The following is an 18,990-nucleotide window of genomic DNA, read 5'->3' on the forward strand; positions in this document are numbered from 1 at the left end:
GCCGCGCGGAAATCATGTCAAGCACTATATTGCATGAATCTGGGTTAACCCCGGATCCGGAACTGCAGCATGGTTCAAGGCCGGGTGCTGTGAATGAGCCCGAGAAAAACCCTTTCCTGGTGTCACTGGGCGAACGCGTGCGCGAGCTACGGGCGTGCCGCGGCCTGACTCGCAAGGCCACCGCGCAGGCGGCCGGTGTCTCCGAACGGCACCTAGCCAATCTGGAATACGGTTCCGGCAACGCGTCGATCCTGGTGCTGCAGCACGTTGCCGATGCGCTGCAGTGCTCGCTGGCCGGGCTGCTGGGCGATGTGACCACGTCGTCGCCGGAATGGATTTTGTTGCGCGAACTGCTGGAGCACCGCGACGAAGCCACGCTGCGGCGCGTACGCATTGCCGTGGGCGAGATGCTTGGCACCGGTGGCGAGAATGCGGCCCAGGCGGCGCGCAGCCCGCGCGTAGCGCTGATCGGGCTGCGCGGCGCCGGCAAGACCACGCTGGGCGGCATGCTGGCCGAGGACCTGGATTTCCCCTTCGTCGAGCTGAGCCGCGAAATCGAGAAATTCGCCGGCTGCAGTATTTCCGAGATCCAGGGCCTGTACGGCATGAACGCCTATCGCCGCTACGAGCGGCGCGCGCTGGAGGAGGCCATCCAGATCTATCCCGAGGCCGTGATCGCTACCCCCGGCGGCCTGGTCTCGGACCCGGCCACCTTCAACCTGCTGCTGGCCCACTGCACCACGGTCTGGTTGCGGGCCGAGCCGGAAGACCATATGGAGCGGGTGCGCGCGCAGGGTGACTTCCGCCCGATGGCGGCCAGCAAGGAAGCCATGGAAGACCTGCGGCACATCCTGGCGGGCCGCGCCGCTTTTTATTCCAAGGCCGAGTTCGCGCTGGACACCAGCGCGCAGCCGCTCGAGCCCACTTTTGCCGCCCTGCGCGAGCTGGTGCGGCAGGCGTTGCGGATGCCGTTGTGATGGTTCTGGCGCAATTAGCCGACGCGGGGAGCACGGCCGGTCACGTCTTCTGAAATCTGCACAATAGTGCTTGCGTGAAATCTGTTTGATGAACTATAGTTCGTTCAAACCAGATTCCAGTTCATGCACGATAGTGCAGTTTCGCCGAGGAGACCACGCCGTGACCACCGCCCCCCGCGTCGACTACCAGACCGATCCTTCTCAATACAAGCACCTGAAGCTGGCCTTCGACGGTCCCGTCGCCACCCTGGCGGTGGACATCGACGAGAACGCCGGCCTGCGCCCCGGCTACAAGCTCAAGCTCAACAGCTATGACCTCGGCGTCGATATCGAACTGAACGACGCGCTCAACCGCGTCCGTTTCGAGCACCCGGAAGTGCGCACCGTGGTCGTCACCAGCGGCAAGGACAAGGTGTTCTGCTCCGGCGCCAATATCTTCATGCTCGGCGTCAGCAGCCATGCGTGGAAGGTCAACTTCTGCAAGTTCACCAACGAGACCCGCAACGGCATCGAGGACTCGTCGGCGCACAGCGGCCTGAAGTTCCTGGCCGCGGTCAACGGCGCGTGCGCCGGCGGCGGCTATGAACTGGCGCTGGCCTGCGACGAGATCCTGCTGGTGGACGACCGCTCGTCGGCCGTCAGCCTGCCGGAAGTTCCGCTGCTGGGCGTGCTGCCGGGCACCGGCGGCCTGACCCGGGTGACCGACAAGCGCCATGTGCGCCATGACCTTGCCGACATCTTCTGCACCACCACCGAGGGTGTGCGCGGCCAGCGCGCCAAGGACTGGCGCCTGGTCGACGATATCGCCAAGCCGGCGGTGTTCGCGCAGAAGGTGCGTGAACGCGCGCTGGCGCTGGCCGCGCAGAGCGACCGCCCGGCCGATGCGCAAGGCGTGGCGCTCGCGCCGATCGAGCGGGTCATTGAAGCCGATGCGCTGCGTTACGCCCATGTCACTGTCGAAATCGACCGCGGCGGCCGCACTGCCACCTTCACCATCAAGGCGCCCACCGGTAACCAACCGCGGGATATCGATAGCATCGTGCAGGCCGGCGCCGCCTGGTACCCGCTGCAACTGGCGCGCGAGCTGGAAGACGCGATCCTGTCGATGCGCACCAATGAGCTGGAGATCGGCACCTGGCTGATCAAGACCGCCGGCGACGCCGCCGCGGTGCTCGCCAACGACGCCACGCTGCTGGCGCACAAGGACCACTGGCTTGTGCGCGAAACCATCGGCCTGCTGCGCCGCACGCTGAGCCGGCTGGACGTGTCGTCGCGCAGCCTGTTCGCGCTGATCGAGCCGCAGTCATGCTTTGCCGGCACCTTCCTGGAGCTGGCGCTGGCGTGCGACCGCAGCTACCACCTGGCGCTGCCCGACGACGAGGCGCGCGCGCCGAAGATCACGGTGGCCGAAGCCAACTTCGGCCTGTACCCGATGGCCACTGGCCAGAGCCGCCTGGGCCGCCGCTTCTACGACGAGCAGCCCGCGCTGGACGCGGTACGCGCCAGGGCAGGCCAGCCGCTCGACGCCGACGCCGCCTACGCACTGGGGCTGGTCACCGCCAACCCGGATGACATCGACTGGGCCGACGAAGTGCGCATCGCGCTGGAAGAGCGCGTGGCGATGTCGCCCGATGCGCTGACCGGCATGGAAGCCAACCTGCGCTTCAACGGCCAGGAAAACATGTTCACCCGCATCTTCGGCCGCCTGACCGCGTGGCAGAACTGGATCTTCCAGCGCCCCAACGCGGTCGGCGACAAGGGCGCGCTGAAGGTCTACGGCAAGGGCGACAAGGCCGCCTTCGACTGGAACCGGGTCTGATAGCCACCCCCTGAACGCAAACCGAATCGCCCGCACCACGGAGACCAGCATGTCCGGCATCAACTACAGCGACAAGATCCCCAACAACGTCAACCTCAGCGAAGACCGCACCCTGCAACGCGCGCTCGAGCAATGGCAGCCCAACTACCTGAGCTGGTGGAACGACATGGGCCCGGAAGGCTCGCACCAGCATGACATCTACCTGCGCACCGCGATCAGCGTCGACCCGCAGGGCTGGGCCCACTTCGGCCACGTCAAGATGCCGGACTACCGCTGGGGCATCTTCCTGAACCCGGCCGAGGCCAACCGCAAGATCCACTTCGGCGACCACAAGGGCGAGGACGCGTGGCAGGACGTGCCCGGCGAGTATCGCGCCAACCTGCGCCGCATCATCGTGACGCAGGGCGATACCGAGCCCGCGTCGGTCGAGCTGCAGCGCCACCTTGGCCTGACCGCGCCCAGCATGTATGACCTGCGCAACCTGTTCCAGGTGAACGTGGAAGAGGGCCGCCACCTGTGGGCCATGGTCTACCTGCTGCACAAGTATTTCGGCCGCGACGGCCGCGAGGAAGGCGAGGCATTGCTCGAGCGCCGCAGCGGGCAACAGGACAACCCGCGCATCCTGCAGGCGTTCAACGAACAGACGCCGGACTGGCTGTCGTTCTTCATGTTCACCTACTTCACCGACCGCGACGGCAAGTTCCAGCTGTGCGCGCTGGCCGAAAGCGCGTTCGACCCGCTGGCGCGCACGACCAAGTTCATGCTGACCGAGGAAGCGCACCACATGTTCGTGGGCGAGTCTGGCGTGTCGCGCGTGATCCAGCGCACCTGCCAGGTGATGAACGAACTCAAGACCGACGATCCGGCCAGGCTGCGCGCGGCGGGCGTGATCGACCTGCCGACGCTGCAGCGCTACCTGAATTTCCACTACAGCGTGACCATCGACCTGTTCGGCGCCGACGAATCCAGCAACGCCGCCACCTTCTACAGCACCGGCCTGAAAGGCCGCTACGAGGAAGGCAAGCGCATGGACGACCATGTGCTGAAGGGCCAGACCTACCGCGTGCTGCAGGCGCAGAACGGCCAGCTGACCGAGAAGGAGGTGCCGATGCTCAACGCGCTCAACGAAGTGTTGCGCGACGACTACATCAAGGACAGCATGGCCGGCATCGAGCGCTGGAACAAGGTGATCGACAAGGCCGGGATCCCGTTCCGCCTGAAGGTGCCGCACAAGGCGTTCCACCGCAACATCGGCGCGCTCGCCGGCGTGAAGGTATCGCCAGACGGCCGCGTGATCTCCGACGCCGAATGGCGCGATTTCCGCGACCAGTGGCTGCCCACCGAAGGCGACCGCGCCTTCGTCGCCAGCTTGATGGGCCGCGTGGTCGAACCGGGTAAGTTCGCCAACTGGATCGCGCCGCCGGTGATGGGCATCAACCGCCAGCCGGTGGATTTCGAGTACGTGCGCTTCAACTGAAGCGAAGGGCGTGTCCACGCCGCCGGTTTTCTCCCCTCTCCCCCGAGTGGGAGAGGGGCGGGGGTGAGGGCGGGAGCTTCAACGAAGCGCGGCGCCTGAACCACCCCTCACCCTGCCCTCTCCCCTGAGGGGAGAGGGGAACACCGACGGCAGTGGCTATAGACCCTGGAAGCACTCTGATTCTGGAGACCGCCATGGACATGGCAGAAATTCAAGTCATCAAGCAGCACCTGATCGATCCCGAGATCTGCATCCGCTGCAATACCTGCGAAGCCACCTGCCCGGTGGGCGCGATCACGCACGACTCGCGCAACTATGTGGTCGATGCCGACAAGTGCAACCTGTGCATGGCCTGCATTGCCCCGTGTCCGACGGGATCGATCGACAACTGGCGCGACATGCCGAAGCTGCGCGCCTATCGCGTCGACGAGCAGCTGAGCTGGGACGCACTGCCGGATCCACTGTCGCCCGAGCAGCTTGCCGACATGGTGCCCGGTGCCGCCATGCAGACGGCAGCGCCCGAGGTTCCCGCGGCATCGCCGCTGGCCGGCAGCAGCGATGAAACCTTCAACAGCGCCCGCTATGGCGCCACCGTGCCGCCGTGGTCGGCCGCGCATGCCTACACCAACCTGTATGGCGCCAGATCCGCGCAGAAGACCATCACCGCCACCGTGACCGGCAACGTGCGCGTGACCGAGGTCGGGCGCGAGTACGACACCCACCATATCGTGCTGGACTTCGGCACGACCCCGTTCCCGGTGCTCGAAGGCCAGTCGATCGGCATTGTCCCGCCCGGCACCGATGCCGGCGGACGCGCGCACCATGCCCGCCAGTACTCGGTGGCCAGTCCGCGCAACGGTGAGCGCCCCGGCTACAACAACCTGTCGCTGACCATCAAGCGGGTGCTGGCAGACCATGACGGCAATCCCGTGCGCGGGGTCGCGTCCAACTACATGTGCGACCTGAAGGTTGGCGACAAGGTGGAAGTGATCGGGCCGTTCGGCGCGAGCTTCCTGATGCCCAACCACCCGCGCTCGAACATCGTGATGATCTGCACCGGCACCGGCAGCGCCCCGATGCGGGCGATGACGGAATGGCGCCGGCGGCTGCGCAAGGCCGGCAAGTTCGACGGCGGCAAGCTGATGCTGTTCTTCGGCGCGCGCACGCGCGAAGAGCTGCCATATTTCGGCCCGCTGCAGAATTTGCCGAGGGACTTCATCGACATCAACCTGGCGTTCTCGCGCACGCCGGGACAACCCCGGCGCTACGTGCAGGACCTGATGCGCGAACGCGCGGCGGACCTCGCCGCGCTGCTGGCATCGCCCGATACCTGCTTCTATGTGTGCGGGCTCAAGAGCATGGAAGAGGGCGTGGTGCTGGCGCTGCGGGAGGTCGCGCAGCAGGCCGGGCTGAACTGGGAGCCGCTGGCCGAGGGGCTCAAGCGCGATGGGCGCTTGCACCTGGAGACGTATTGAACCAACGCCTTCAGAGCGAGCGACTACTCTAGCCCACGCAAGTTTCCCTCTCCCTTTGGGAGAGGGGAGCAAGCCCGTCAGCCCGGCACCCTCAATCCGTATCCAGCTGCGCCTTGTGCCGCGACGCCATCTTCTCCTGCTGCGCCGGCGGCACGTTGTCGTAGTGGCTGAACTGGATGGTGTAGCTGCCGTGCCCGCCGGTAATGCTGTTCAGCCGCGACTGGTAGTCGTTGAGTTCCGACAGCGGCACCTGGCCGGCGACGATCACCGCGTTGCCGGCCGCGGTGCGCGTGCCATGAACCTGGCCCCGCTTGGTCGACAGGTCGCCGATGATGTCGCCCATGGCGTTGCCCGGCGCCGTGACTTCGATATCGACGATCGGTTCGAGCACGCTGGGCCTGGCCTTGAGCACCGCATCGATAAACGCCTTGCGCCCCGCGGTCGCGAACGCGACTTCCTTGGAATCGACCGGGTGGCTCTTGCCGTCATACACGGTCACGCGCACATCCTGCATCGGGAACCCCGCCAGCGGGCCGCTGTCCAGCGCCTGGCGGATTCCTTTCTCGACAGCGGGGATGAACTGCCCGGGAATCGCACCGCCCTTGACCGCATCGACAAAGTCGAAGCCTGCGCCGCGCGCCAGCGGTTCGACGCGCAGCATCACCTCGCCGAACTGCCCTGCGCCGCCGGTCTGCTTCTTGTGGCGGTGATGGCCCTCCGCCTTGGCGCCGATGGTTTCGCGATAGGCGATCTTGGGCGGGCGCGTCGCCACTTCCAGCTTGTACTGCTCGGTCAGCCGTTCCAGCGCGCAGCGCAGGTGGAACTCGCCCAGGCCGAACACCACGGTCTCGTTGGTGCCGGCCGGGTGCTCCACGCGCAGGCACGGGTCTTCCGCGCTGAGCTTGTGCAGGACCTCGGCCAGGCGCTGCTCGTTGCCGCGCCGCGCCGGCTCGATCGCCAGGCCATAGATGGGGGTGGGGAACTCCAGCGGGGTCAGGTGGATATCGCCGTCCTCGGTGGCGTCGTGCAGCACCGCGTCGAAGCCCAGTTCATCGACCTTGGCCACCGCGCAGATATCGCCCGGGCCGGCACGCGGCACTTCCTGGGTCTCCTTGCCCTGCAGCCGCAGCAGGTGCGCCACCTTGAACGGCTGGCGGCCCTCGCCGATATAGAGCTGGCTGTCGCGCGTGACCGTGCCCTGGTGGATGCGGAACACGGCCAGCTTGCCCACGTAGGGATCGATCACCACCTTGAACACATGCGCCAGCACATGCTTGTCCGGCACCGGCTCGGCGCGCACCGCCTTGCGCTGTTCCGCGCCGTCGGCGTCCTCGCCGGTGGAGCGGTAGAACAGCGGCGGATTGCCTTCGGTGGGATTGGGCAGCAGCCGCACGAACACGTCGAGCAAGGCGTCGATGCCGGCGCCGGTGGCGGCCGAGGTAAAGCAGATCGGCACCAGGTGGCCTTCGCGCAGCGCCCGCTCGAACGGCGCGTGCAGCTGTTCCGGGGTGATGGCTTCGCCTTGCTCCAGGTACAGCTCCATCAGCTCCGGGTCGATTTCGATCACCTGGTCGATCAGCGCATCGTGCGCGGTGGCAACCGATAAAAAATCCGACTCGCCGGCCGGATTGAAGAAGCAGTCGACCACCTTGCCGCCGTGGTCGGCCGGCAGGTTGATGGGCAGGCATTCCTTGCCGAAGGCCTCCTGGATCTCCGCCAGCAGCGCCGGCAGGTCGACCTTCTCGCCGTCGATGCCGTTGATGATGATCATCCGGCACAGCTGGCGCGCTTGCGCCCAGGCCATGGCCCGGCGCGTGGTCATCTCGATGCCGGTCTGCGCATTGATGACGATGGCTGCGGTCTCCACCGCGGCCAGCGCGCTGATGGCGTGCGCGGAGAAATCCGGGTAGCCCGGGGTGTCGATCAGGTAGATGCGAGTGTCGCGGTAGTGCAGGTGGGCGACCGCGGCGCTGAGCGAGCGCTTGTACTTGCGCTCGAGCGGATCGTTGTCGCAGACGGTGGATCCGCGTTCGATGGTGCCGGGCGTGTGCACCGCACCGCCCTTGTACAGCAGCGCCTCGGCGAGCGAGGTCTTGCCGCTTCCTGCGTGCCCAAGCAGGGCGACCGTGCGGATGGCATCGGGACTATCGTGCATGGTGGCTCTCGGTTCGTCCGGCAATGACTCTCAGGGCATTATTGGCGAAATTCGGCGGAAGCGACATATATGCGTGGCCGATACGGTGCGATGCGGACATACGACAGCCTGACAAGTGGCACGGCCGTCGCTCGCCGGGGCTGGTTCGCAAGACTGCGCGGCTTCCTGCGCTGCAGCAAGCCGCGCGCTAGTGCACCGCAGCAAACTCAACGGCGCACGTCGTCGTGGTCGGTCGACACCGCCAGCGCCTGCCACGCGGCCAGTTCGCTTTCTACCTTGCGGTTCTTCTCGGTGATGCGGTAGACCGTGTCCGAGCCCAGCGGCAGCCGCACCGGCGGGGTTTCGCTGTCGGCCAGGGTCAGCAGGGCTGTCGCGAGCTTGGCGGGGTCGCCGGGCTGCTGGTGGTTGGCCGACGCCATGTGCTCACGCATTGCGCCGACCGTATCGGCGTACGCCGCGATCTCGGTGCGCACGCGCACCAGCGAACTGGCATCGAGGAAGTCGGTGCGGAAGAAGCCCGGCTCGACCACGGTGGCGCGGATGCCCAGCGGCGACAGTTCCGCATCGAGTGCTTCGGTCAGACCCTCCACCGCGAACTTGGTGGCGCCATAGACACCCCAGCCGGGATACGCGGCGTAGCCACCGATCGACGAGATGTTGAGGATGCGGCCGCTGCGCTGCTGGCGCATCTGCGGCAGCACGGCACGCGTCACGGTCAGCACGCCGAACACGTTGGTGGCGAACTGCTGCTCGACCTCCCGCGCGGAGGCCTCTTCGACCGCGCCCAGCAGGCCGTAGCCGGCGTTGTTGACCAGCACGTCGATGCGGCCGAAGCGGGCCACGGCGGCCTTGGAGGCGGCGATGGCCTGGGCTTCGTCGGTAACGTCCAGCGTTACGCCCAACAGATTGTCGTGTTCGCCCAGTGCGGCGGTGATCGTCTCCGGGCGCCGCGCGGTGGCGACGACCCGATCGCCACGCGCCAGCGCGGCACGGGTCAGTTCCAGCCCGAAGCCGCGCGAAGCGCCGGTGATAAACCAGACCTTGCTGGTGGCGTTGCTGTTGGCGTTGATGGTGGTGTTGGCGGACATGGTGAATCTCCTTTCTGGGTGTTCGGTTTGACTGTGATGTCTGATGGCGGGGGCCACGGAGACAAATTTAGGCCGGCGCTGTCTGCAGCACTAGAGCGTGCAATCGCGTTTCAATGACAACCAGAAGTTGGGAATAACCAGCCGCCTCAACGATTGAGCAATTCTCAACCGTATGGCAGACTCGCCGGCATGGACAAACTGCCCCCACTGAACGCGTTGCGCGCCTTCGAGGCGGCCGCGCGGCACCTCAGCATCACCACCGCCGCCGCGGAGCTGCACGTCACGCCCGGCGCCGTCAGCCGCCAGATCCGTGCGCTGGAAGAGGGGCTGGGCGTGCAGCTGCTCCATCGCGGCCACCGCCAGATCTCGCTCACGCGGACCGGCGAGGACTACTACCGCGCCGTGACCAAAGCGATGGAAGACCTGCGCGAGGCCACGCGTCGGCTGAGCAAGCGCGCCAGGCGCAGGCAGCTCAGGGTGCGCGCCTACACCACCTTTGCCATGCGCTGGCTGATTCCGCGGCTGTCGAGCTTCCATGCGGCCCATCCCGGTATCGAAGTCCTGCTGACGGCATCGCTCGACCCGGTCGACTTTCGCAAGGAAGACATCGATGGCGCGATCCGTCTGGGCGACGGCAAGTGGAGCGGCGTGAATACCTACCGGCTGGTGTCGAACATCCTGGTGCCGGTATGCAGCCCGGGGTTGCTGGAAGGCGGGCCGAAGGTGAAGAAGCCCGCTGACCTGCAGCACCAGACCCTGCTGCACTCGATCGCGCGGCCTGACGACTGGGCCCACTGGCTCAAGGCCGCGCGCGCGGAGGGGCAGGTCGATGCGCACAGCGGCATGACCTACCAGAGCTCGGCCATGGCCTATGCGGCCGCGGTCGAAGGGCAGGGCTTTGCCATCGCGCAGCGCTTCCTGGTGGCGGCCGACCTCGAAGCCGGCCGGCTGGTGGCGCCGTTCCGCGAGACCGTGGACATGGGCGACTTCACCTACTACCTGCTGACGCCTGCCGACCGCAAGGAAAGCCCGAGCATGGCGGTATTCCGGCAGTGGTTGCTGACGCAGTTCGACACGCAAGGCTGAGGCGCATCGCTTCGCTCACCATCCTGCAAAGCGCGCGAAGGCCTCCACCGGCTCGCGCGCGGTGCGCAGGCGGTTGGCCGGTTCGCGCGGATCGGGATGGCCGAGCGACATGCCGCACACCACGATCTCGCTGTCCGGTATCTGCAACTGCGCGCGGATGATCTGGTGGTAGCGCGCAAACGCCTGTTGCGCGCAGGTTTCCAGGCCATGCCCGAGCGCTGCCATCATCACCGCATGCAGGAACATGCCGAGATCCAGCCACGCAGCCTGGCCCTGCCCGCGCTCGATGGTGAAGAACAGCCCCACCGGCGCGCCGAAGAACGCGTAGTTGCGTGCGTACTGGCGCGCCATGCTGGTGTCGTCGCCGCGCGGGATGCCGAGCAGGCCGTACAGCGCCTTGCCCAGCGTGCGGCGCCGGGCCAGGTATGGCTCGCGCCATGCGGGCGGGTAGTAGACGTATTCCTCGCGATGCTCACCGCCGCCGGTGTCGTGCAGCGCCAGCAGGGCTTCGCTGAGGCGGTCGCGCACGTCGCCGGCGCAGGCGTAGACGCGCCACGGCTGCGTGTTCGATGCGCTCGGGCTGCGCGCGGCGTCGGCCAGAATCGCGGCCACGGTTTGCCGCGGCACCGGCGTATCGAGAAAGCCGCGCACGCTGCGGCGCGCATGCAGCGCCGCGATGATGTGGGCGCGGTTCATGACGCCGCGGCGGCAAGGCGCTGCTGGCCGGCATCGGCGCAGTGGATGGCGTCGTGCTCTTGCAGCGCGGCGATTTGCGACGGGCTGTAGCCCAGCTCGGCCAGCACGGCTTGCGTATGCTGCCCGCAAGCCGGCGCCGGCCGCGCTGGCAGCGCGTTTTCCTGCGCGCTGTTGATCGGGAATCCCGGCATGCAGATATCGCCCAGCGTGTCGTGCCAGACGCGTTGCACCATGCGGTTGGCGGCCACCTGCGGGTGCGCCATGACATCCTCGTAGGTCGCCACGCGCGCGCACAGGATGTCGGCGTCCTGCAGGATGGCCAGCCACGCATCGGTCGGGCGGGTGACGAACTCGCTGGTCAGCACCTCCACCATTGCCGCGCGATTGGCCACGCGCAGCGGCGAGGTGGCGAAGCGCGGGTCATCGGCCAGCTCGGGCCGTCCCAGCACAGCGCACAACCGGCGCCAGCGCTCGGGCATGTAGGCGGCCACCATGACCCAGCCGTCGGCGGTGCGGAAGGCCTGGTTGGGCGCGGAATAGGGCGCCGCGCTGCCCACGCGCTCTGGCAGTTGCCCGTCCGCGCAATAGCTGGTGATGGATGACTGCTGCAGCGCCAGCGCCGCATTGAGCAGGTTGACGTCGAGATGGCCGCCCAGGCCGTCGCGTGCCCGCTGCGCGAGCTTCGCCAGCACGCCCACGCAGGCAACATAGCCGGTCGTCACGTCGACCACCGGCGCCTGCACCTTGCACGGCTCGCCGTCGGGCAGGCCGATCAGGCTCATCAGGCCGGAATCGGCCTGCATGATGCCGTCGACGCCGGCGCGATGCGCATACGGCCCGTCCTGCCCGTAGGCGGAGATCGAGCAGTAGATCAGCGCGGGGTGGGCTTCAGCCAGTTGCGCATGGCCGAGGCCGAGGCGCTCCATCACGCCCGGGCGCATGCTTTCCACCACGATGTCGGCGCCCGCGATCAGGCGGCATGCCACGGCCACGCCGTCAGCGGACTTGAGGTCGAGCGCAACCCCCAGCTTGTTGCGGTTGAAGCCGTGGAACAGCGCGCTGTCGTCGCCGAGCCAGCCCGGTCCCAGACCGCGGCCCAGCTCGCCGCCGGCCGGCTCCACCTTGATGACCCTGGCGCCCATGTCGGCCAGAAGCATGGTGCAGGTCGGCCCGGCGCCGATCTGCGTAAAGTCGATGACGGTCAGGCCGTCCAGTGCGTCGCGCAACATGTCATGCCTCCGGAAGGGTGCGGGATCGTTTGAACGTGCCTTGCGCGGTGGCCACCAGCACGCCGGCATCGGTGGCCAGCTCCGCCGAGGCGAAGTACAGGCTCTTGCCGGCACGGGTGACCTGCGCCGTGGCGCGCAGCCGGCCCGTGCTGGCCTTGCTGAGATAGCTGATCGTCAGCATCACCGTGACCGCGTGGCCAAGCGCGCCGTCAGGGCCGGCGGGCAGCCCGGCATAGCCGCAGGCGGCGTCGAGCAGGGTGGCGGTCACGCCGCCCTGCACGCTGCCCTGGCGGTTCAGGTGGCGCGGCTCAAGGTCGAGCTCGAAGGTGCAGCGGCCGTTGCCGACGCTGGCCAGGCGGATGCCAAGGTAGTCCAGCAGCGGGTTGTCGGTGGGAGGCAGGACATGGCGTTCATCAGGGACGTTCATAGGGCCACCTTGATGTTGTTGTCCTGGATCACGCGCTGCCAGCGCGACATTTCCTTGCCGATATGGGCCTTGAGTTCGGCCGGCGTGGACGCCTGCGCCTCGAAGCCCTGCCGGGTCAGCTGCTCGGCGACGTCGGGCGACTTGAGCGCGGCCACCAGCGCGGCGTTGACCTTGTCGACCACGGCTTTCGGCGTGTGGGCCGGTGCCAGCATGCTGTACCAGAGTTCCGCGTCATAGCCGGTGATGCCGGCTTCGGCGAAGGTGGGCAGGTCCGGCATCAGCTTGCTGCGCTTCTTGCCGGCGATGCCGAGCGCGCGCAGCTTGCCGGCGCGCACATACTGGATCGACGAGGCAAAGGTGGCGAACGAGATCTGTACCTGGCCCCCCATCAGGTCGGTGATCGATGGGCCGGTGCCGCGGTAGGGCACGTGCAGGAGCTCAGTCTTGTTCAGCTTGGCAAACACTTCGCCGGCCAGGTGCTGCGGCGTGCCGGGGCCGGGGCTGCTGTAGCTGAGCTTGCCCGGATTGGCGCGGGTGAACTGGATGAATTCCTGCAGCGTGCGGAACGGCTGGTCGGGATTGGCGACCAGCATGATCGGCACCGACGCGATCAGCCCGACCGGCTCGAAATCGCGCTCAATCCGGAACGGCACCTTCATGCCGAGGAACGGGTTCATGGTGACCTGGCTGGATGCGATCACCAGCGTGTAGCCGTCCGGCGCTGCATGCGCGACATAATCGGTGCCGAGGTTGCCGCCGGCGCCGGGCTTGTTCTCGATCACGATGGTCTGGCCCAGCACCTGGCCCATCTTGGGCGCGATCACCCGCGCGAGGATGTCGTTGCCGCCGCCGGGGGCGAACGGCACGACCAAAGTGATCGGCTTCTGCGTGGGGAAGGAGGCCTGCGCCGTCGCACCTAGTGCCGTGGTTGCGAGCACGCCGGCCAGCGCCGCACGCATGAATCGGAAAATTCCTGCCATGGTTGTCTCCTGTCTGGCTCTGGTGGGTCCGCTCAGCGGCCCGTGTAGCGAGGCTGCCGCTTCTCGGCGAAAGCCTGCCGGCCTTCGGTGCGGTCGGTGGTATCGCGCAGCACGCCCCAGTAGAGTTCGGTCAGCTGCTGCGCATCGGCTTCGCTGAGGTGGCTGGTCTGGCGCGACAGCCTCTTCACCGCCTGTACCGCCAGCGGCGCATTGGCCGCGATGCGCGCGGCAATCGCCAGCGCGCGGTCGAGCAGCGCGTCCGGCGCCACCGTCTCGGTGACCAGGCCAATGCGCGCGGCCTGCTCCGCGTCGATCCGCTCGCCGGTCAGCACCATCTGCATTGCGTGTGCTGCCGGCACGGCCTTGAGCAGCCGATGCAGGCCCGAGACGGCGGGGATCGACCCGACCGCGGCTTCAGGCAGGCCGAAGCTCGCCTGCTCCGACGCAATCCGCACATCGCATTGCAGCGCGATCTCCAGCCCGGCGCCTAGGCAATGGCCGTTGACCGCCGCGATCAGCGGCTTGCACAGGCCCAGGTCGGTCAGGTCCATCAGCCGGATATAGAGGCCGAGTTCGGCCGCCTGCTCTGGCGCGCGGAACAGCGCTTCCGGATAGGTGGCGGGCGAGTTGCGCGTGCCTTTCAGGTCGGCGCCCGCGCAGAAGGCGCGCGTGCCGGCGCCGGTCAGGACGACCACGCGCAGGTCGTCGCGGTCGCGCACCTCGGTGAGGTGAGCGCGCAGTTCGCGCAGCGCGGTCAGGTCCAGCGCATTGAGCGCCTCCGCCCGGTCGATCGTCAGCACGGCGACCGCGCCTTCGGTGTGGAGTCGTACGGTCATGGCGGCCTCCTTAAACGCTCGGCGACGACAAGCTGCGCCCGCCGCAGACATAGAGCGTCTGCCCGGTCACGTAGGACGACTGCCGGTCCAGGAAGAAGCTGACCGCGTTGGCGATGTCTTCGGCGGTGCCGATGCGCTGCACCGGCACAGACTTCTGCAGCCGCGTCTGCACCTCGGGCGCGAAGCCGCGGAACAGCGGGGTATCGACGACGCCGGGCGCCACTGCGTTGACGGTGATGCCCTTGCCCGCGAACTCGATCGCGAGCGAGCGCGTCAGGCTGACCACGCCGCCTTTAGCTGCAGAATAGTTGGCCTGTCCGAATCCACCCAGCCACGCCCGCGACGATATATTGACCACGCGCCCGTACCCTCGCTCGACCATGCCCGGCAGCGCCGCGCGGCAGCACAGGAACTGCGAGCGCAGGTTGGTATCGATGACCAGGTCCCAGTCTTCGTCGGTCATCTTCAGGAAACGCATGTCGCGCACCGCGCCGGCGTTGTTGACCAGGTAGTCGACGCGGCCAGTCCGCGCCTGCACCTGCGCAAAGGCATCGTTGACCGCGGCCGAGTCGGTCAGGTCGGCGCTGGCGCCGAAGGCGTTGAGGCTCTCGGCGGCCAGCGCGCCGACGGCGGCATCGAGCGCGGCGGCGTCGCGGTCGAGCAGGGCCACGGCCAGCCCTTGGCGGGCCAGTTGCGTGGCGATGCCCAGGCCAATGCCGCGTGCGGCGCCGGTGACCACGGCCACATGGGAAGGATCGAAGCGTTGCGTACCCATCTCAGACTCCCAGCAGGTGGACGGAAGAGGCGGCGTGGTCCACGCCCGCGATGCCGCCGCCGGTGCATTGCGTCAGGCCGATGCAGGGGGTGTCCACCTGGCGTTCGCCGGCGCGGCCCTGCAGCTGCCACAGGATCTCGACCATCTGCGCTACGCCGGTAGCGCCCAGCGGATGACCCTTGGCCAGCAGGCCGCCGCTTGGGTTGACCGGCACGCGCCCGCCCAGGCGCGTCGCGCCGGACTTGAGCAGGGGCACGGCGTCGCCGCGTGGTGCCAGGCCGAGGGCTTCGTAATAGAGCAGTTCGGCGATGGTGAAGGCGTCGTGCAGTTCGACCACGTCGACGTCCTGCGGGCCGAGACCGGCCTGTTCATAGGCCTGGCGTGCGGCGCGCGCGGTGATCTCGGCGTCGAGGATGTCGTCGTCGGCCTCCTCGCGCATGCCCGACACCACTACCGACGCGAGCACCTTCACTGGCCGCGCCTGCGCCGGCCGGCGCGTGCTCAGCACCACCGCCGCCGCGCCATCGACCTGCGACGGGCAGCACTGCAGCAGCGTCAACGGGTCGGCGATCATGCGCGAGGCCAGCACTTCCTCGACCGTGGTGGTCTTGCGCTGCTGGGCATATGGGTTCAGCGAGCCGTGGTAGCGGTTCTTCACGGCCACTTCGGCGAGGTCAGACGGATTGGCGTCGCGCTCATGCAAGAAACGCGTGCCGCGCATCGCATATACCGCGGGCAGCACCATGCCCGACTTCGCATAGAGTTCGGTCTTATGGTCGTTGCGCTGCAGCGGGATGGTGCCGCCGCCGAGCGCAGTCAGCTGCTCGATGCCGAAGACCAGCACCGTATCGTATTGCCCTGCCAGCAGCGCGTGCCGTGCCAGGTGCACGCCGGTGGCGCCGCTGGCGCAGGCGTTCTCGACGTTGTAGACCGGGATGCCCTTGAGCCCCAGGTCGCGCACGATCAGCTGGCCGAGGATCATGCCGCCCAGCACGTTGGCGCAGTAGACCGCCTGGATGCGGTCGGCCGGCACGTCGGCATCGGCCAGCGCCTTCAGGATCGCCTGTTGCGCCAGTTCCGGCGCCAGCACGCCAGGGTGGCGGCCGAACGGCGTCATCGCGCCACCGTGGATGTAGATGTCCTGCATCTTGCTTACCTTTCCTTTTTCTCGAGCGTTCAGGCCGTGACGGCCTCGAAGACATAGCCCAGCCCGGCGTCATGCCGCTGCGTGTAGCGCTGGCCGATGACCGGACGTGCCGTGCCCAGCAGCCGGCCGAAGATGCGCACCGGGCCGACGAAATCGACATAGCCGAGCGCATACGGAGCCAGTCCGCTCTTGGGCGCGGGGTGGATCACCGTGAAGCTGTAGAGCACGCCCGTGCCAGTGATGGCGACGGTCTCGTGGCCGTCCGCCAGTGGCGAAGCGGCGGGCAGCGCCGGGAAGATCCACTCGCCGGAAGCGCGCTCGCGCGAGGCGAGCAAGTGGGGGATGGGTTCCGCGCTCCAGAGCGGATAGGGCTGGTCTGACACGGCAGTCTCCTGTGGGTTGGCCTTGGCGTAATAGTTCTCGCCGGCGGGCTGCGCGACAAACGATATTTCTGGTCGTTTCGCTTGAGAAAAAGTCAAGCGTATGGGCGAAATGGGGCGTCTGGAAGGGCGCTTATACGCGGGACGGAGTCAGCCGTTCAGGACACGCTCAGGGCACGATCCCGACCAGGCGCGACAGCGACTGCTCCGCGCCCCGAGCCGCCTGCGCCACGAAGTCGATGAAGCGGCGGACCCGCACCGGCATCTGGCTGCGATGCGGGTAGTACATGTACAGGCCGACATTGCTGCTGCTGTACTCCGGCAGGATCGCCTTCAGCCGCCCGCTGACGAGGTCGGAGTGGATCATGTACGCCGGCAGCTGGCCGATGCCCATGCCGGCGCGCACCGCTTCGACCTCGGCTTCCACGTCATTGAAGCTCGCTACGGCGGGCACTTCCTGGTAGATCAGGTCGCCGTCCACCTGCAGTTCCCACGGCACCATGCGCCCGGTGGCGGGGCGGCGGAAGCCCGTGCACTGATGCTGCGGCAGGTCGTCGAGGGTGGCCGGCTCGCCGTGCCGCGCCAGGTAATCCGGCGCCGCGCAGATGACCAGCGGCAGGTCGCACAGCCGCCGTGCCACCAGGTTCTGGCCGGGGCTGCTGCCGACGCGGAAGCCGACGTCGATCCTGGCTTCGACCAGGTCGGTGAAGAGATCGCTCAGCACCACATCGAAGGTGATGCCGGGATATTGTTCGCGAAAGCCGCGCACCAGCGGGACCAGCACGCGACTGCCCAGCGACGGGGGTGCAGTCAGGCGGATCATGCCGTCGTCGTCGCTCTTGCTGCCTCGCACCTGCTCGAGCGCTTCGTCGAGCTGGCGCATGCCCGGCGCGGCCAGTTCGAACAGGCGTGTGCCTTCTTCCGTCAGGCTGAGCTTGCGGGTGGTCCGGTGCAGAAGCCGCACGCCGAGATGGTCCTCCAGCGTGCGCACCGCCTTGCTGGCGGCCTGCGGGGTCACGCCGGCTTCCACCGCGGCGCGGTGAAAGCTGCCGGCGCGCACCACGCCGAGGAAGAGGGTGAGGACACGGGCTTTGTCCATGACTGGCAACCGATGGTAGAGAGACCGGCCATCATAGTGCGGATTCGGAGCCAACTGGACGCCGAGGGCACCATGGAACGCGTGCCGTGAACTACCGCGAAGCGGATAGAGCGGGGCCGACGGTGCTACTTGAGCTCGCAATGCATGCACAGCCCGGGCGGTATGCCCGCGATTTTCAGCGTATGCGATGCACGGACTTCAGCGGGAAGCGTCTCTGCGGAGCACAATTCGAAGCCATAGCGGGCGAAATGGCTAGGGCAATTGCTGGTCGCCAGAACGGCGCGACGCACGCCCTGCGCGCGCGCCCGCATCAAGACCGCCGAGACCAGGTGAGTCGCCACCCCCAACTGGCGATACTCGGGAAGGACGGCCACCGACCGGATGACGATGAGATCGTCGTATCGTTCGGCGCCGGCGCATCCAACCACGCGGCCTTCCAGCTCGGCGACATGAAAAGCCTCCAACTGCGCTTCGATCTCGTGCTGGTCCAACCCGCATTGCGCGAGAACCTTCGAAACAGCCGGCAGATCTTGCGTTGCCGCAGACCGAATGCGTAGATCTTTGATCATGATGAAGCCTGCCGCCGGCGGTCCCCGACGCGTGGGCGGACGGTGGAATTTGGTGTAGGGGGGAGGAAAGTACCTTATCCATCCCCGCCGGCCTAGGTTTTCGTACACTAGAAAACCCTAGGATTTCGGGTAAGCCCTGTAAAGCAATACAGGGGAAATCGCGTTGCCGCTGCGGCCGCCTGCCGGCGCCGCCATTGCAGGCGGCGCCGGCGCTATGTTTCTCGCCCGTTTGACTGGCGCTGGTCAGGAGTCCGCGCGGGCTCGGATGTCGCAGGTTTGTAATTAAGGCTTTGGCTTTCCTTGTAATCCGTGGACTCGTAGCGCCGGCAGCGGATGGTGAAGCGCGGCAGGGCCGCTGGTGCGCAGCCCCATGCACAAGCGCCCACGGCACGAATGTTGCGGCTGGTCTGGGCAGCGATGGGCATATCGCTGGCCCGGGAGGCGACCGGGTCGACTATCCACCCGCCACAAGGCGTTCGTCGGGTTGCGACTGCGCCGGGACCTTTCGACCAAGGAGAGCTGTCATGAATATCGTCTGGCTTGTTGGGGCCGTAGTCATCATTCTCGCGGTACTCAGCTTCTTCGGCCTGCGCTAGTCCGCGTCGCGCGCAGCGTGCCGGCATGGGGCCCGGTGGCCCGGCGCCCAAGGCACGCGCGCACCGGTGGCGCCTGATGACGGCGCCGTTGTTGCAATGCGGCGTGGCTGCGCCACGCCCGCCGCACTGTTTCCTGTTTCCCCCTCCGCAGTCCAATTTCATCTGATCCGACGACGAGC

17 protein-coding genes are annotated in these 18,990 nt (G+C 67.3%); 5 read left to right on the top strand and 12 right to left on the bottom strand.

All coding sequences use genetic code 11. From position 1 onward, the window contains the following. The first annotated feature begins 14 nt into the window (after nucleotides 1-14). From ACOCMH_RS06060 to boxA, 4 genes are all read left to right on the top strand, one after another. Nucleotides 15-977, top strand: a complete 963-nt coding sequence (locus tag ACOCMH_RS06060) for a helix-turn-helix transcriptional regulator (protein WP_427308244.1) — start codon at nucleotides 15-17, stop codon at nucleotides 975-977. Between the two features lie 160 nt (nucleotides 978-1,137). Further along, on the top strand, nucleotides 1,138-2,796 hold the full coding sequence (gene boxC / locus ACOCMH_RS06065) for a 2,3-epoxybenzoyl-CoA dihydrolase (RefSeq protein ID WP_427308245.1): 1,659 nt from the start codon (nucleotides 1,138-1,140) through the stop codon (nucleotides 2,794-2,796). 49 nt (nucleotides 2,797-2,845) lie between these two features. Beyond that, on the top strand, nucleotides 2,846-4,273 hold the full coding sequence (gene boxB, locus ACOCMH_RS06070) for a benzoyl-CoA 2,3-epoxidase subunit BoxB (protein WP_427308246.1): 1,428 nt from the start codon (nucleotides 2,846-2,848) through the stop codon (nucleotides 4,271-4,273). 194 nt (nucleotides 4,274-4,467) lie between these two features. Continuing rightward, nucleotides 4,468-5,748 carry a benzoyl-CoA 2,3-epoxidase subunit BoxA gene (gene boxA / locus ACOCMH_RS06075; protein WP_427308247.1) on the top strand — a complete coding sequence of 427 codons (1,281 nt, stop codon included), beginning with the start codon at nucleotides 4,468-4,470 and terminating at the stop codon, nucleotides 5,746-5,748. Between the two features lie 91 nt (nucleotides 5,749-5,839). On the opposite strand, the gene fusA is transcribed toward boxA, so the two are convergent. Both fusA and ACOCMH_RS06085 read right to left on the bottom strand, forming a co-directional pair. Beyond that, complete coding sequence (gene fusA, locus ACOCMH_RS06080) at nucleotides 5,840-7,903, bottom strand: elongation factor G (protein ID WP_427308248.1); 2,064 nt, start codon at nucleotides 7,901-7,903, stop codon at nucleotides 5,840-5,842. A gap of 206 nt (nucleotides 7,904-8,109) precedes the next feature. Beyond that, nucleotides 8,110-8,991, bottom strand: coding sequence for an oxidoreductase (locus tag ACOCMH_RS06085; RefSeq protein ID WP_427308249.1), 882 nt, complete (start codon nucleotides 8,989-8,991; stop codon nucleotides 8,110-8,112). A 189-nt stretch (nucleotides 8,992-9,180) separates the two neighbouring features. On the opposite strand from ACOCMH_RS06085, the gene gcvA reads away from it, so the two are divergent. Then, nucleotides 9,181-10,077, top strand: a complete 897-nt coding sequence (gene gcvA / locus ACOCMH_RS06090) for a transcriptional regulator GcvA (protein WP_427308250.1) — start codon at nucleotides 9,181-9,183, stop codon at nucleotides 10,075-10,077. A gap of 15 nt (nucleotides 10,078-10,092) precedes the next feature. Here gcvA and ACOCMH_RS06095 read toward each other — a convergent pair whose 3' ends face one another. The 10 genes from ACOCMH_RS06095 to ACOCMH_RS06140 form a co-directional block, all read right to left on the bottom strand. Next, nucleotides 10,093-10,773, bottom strand: coding sequence for a nitroreductase (locus ACOCMH_RS06095; RefSeq protein WP_427308251.1), 681 nt, complete (start codon nucleotides 10,771-10,773; stop codon nucleotides 10,093-10,095). Beyond that, nucleotides 10,770-12,002: a CaiB/BaiF CoA transferase family protein gene (locus ACOCMH_RS06100; protein WP_427308252.1), complete on the bottom strand. Its 1,233-nt coding sequence runs from the start codon at nucleotides 12,000-12,002 to the stop codon at nucleotides 10,770-10,772. Before ACOCMH_RS06100 ends, ACOCMH_RS06095 begins: the two co-directional genes overlap by 4 nt. 1 nt (nucleotide 12,003) lies before the next feature. Beyond that, nucleotides 12,004-12,429, bottom strand: a complete 426-nt coding sequence (locus ACOCMH_RS06105) for a PaaI family thioesterase (RefSeq protein WP_427308253.1) — start codon at nucleotides 12,427-12,429, stop codon at nucleotides 12,004-12,006. After that, nucleotides 12,426-13,409: a tripartite tricarboxylate transporter substrate binding protein gene (locus ACOCMH_RS06110; protein ID WP_427308254.1), complete on the bottom strand. Its 984-nt coding sequence runs from the start codon at nucleotides 13,407-13,409 to the stop codon at nucleotides 12,426-12,428. Before ACOCMH_RS06110 ends, ACOCMH_RS06105 begins: the two co-directional genes overlap by 4 nt. Nucleotides 13,410-13,441: 32 nt before the next feature. Beyond that, the gene (locus tag ACOCMH_RS06115; protein WP_427308255.1) at nucleotides 13,442-14,245 is read right to left on the bottom strand and encodes an enoyl-CoA hydratase/isomerase family protein; all 804 of its coding nucleotides are present in this window, start codon (nucleotides 14,243-14,245) and stop codon (nucleotides 13,442-13,444) included. Nucleotides 14,246-14,255: 10 nt separating this feature from the next. Next, nucleotides 14,256-15,020 carry an SDR family oxidoreductase gene (locus ACOCMH_RS06120; RefSeq protein ID WP_427308256.1) on the bottom strand — a complete coding sequence of 255 codons (765 nt, stop codon included), beginning with the start codon at nucleotides 15,018-15,020 and terminating at the stop codon, nucleotides 14,256-14,258. Between the two features lies 1 nt (nucleotide 15,021). Further along, nucleotides 15,022-16,167, bottom strand: coding sequence for a thiolase family protein (locus ACOCMH_RS06125; protein ID WP_427308257.1), 1,146 nt, complete (start codon nucleotides 16,165-16,167; stop codon nucleotides 15,022-15,024). A 29-nt stretch (nucleotides 16,168-16,196) separates the two neighbouring features. After that, the gene (locus ACOCMH_RS06130; RefSeq protein WP_427308258.1) at nucleotides 16,197-16,550 is read right to left on the bottom strand and encodes a Zn-ribbon domain-containing OB-fold protein; all 354 of its coding nucleotides are present in this window, start codon (nucleotides 16,548-16,550) and stop codon (nucleotides 16,197-16,199) included. Nucleotides 16,551-16,716: 166 nt separating this feature from the next. Next, nucleotides 16,717-17,646: a LysR family transcriptional regulator gene (locus ACOCMH_RS06135; RefSeq protein ID WP_427308259.1), complete on the bottom strand. Its 930-nt coding sequence runs from the start codon at nucleotides 17,644-17,646 to the stop codon at nucleotides 16,717-16,719. Between the two features lie 125 nt (nucleotides 17,647-17,771). Beyond that, nucleotides 17,772-18,215, bottom strand: a complete 444-nt coding sequence (locus tag ACOCMH_RS06140) for a GNAT family N-acetyltransferase (RefSeq protein WP_427308260.1) — start codon at nucleotides 18,213-18,215, stop codon at nucleotides 17,772-17,774. Nucleotides 18,216-18,990: the final 775 nt, after the last annotated feature.

The organism is Cupriavidus sp. H39 (genome assembly GCF_050271075.1).
In the GTDB taxonomy this organism is placed as follows: Bacteria; Pseudomonadota; Gammaproteobacteria; order Burkholderiales; family Burkholderiaceae; genus Cupriavidus; species Cupriavidus necator_B.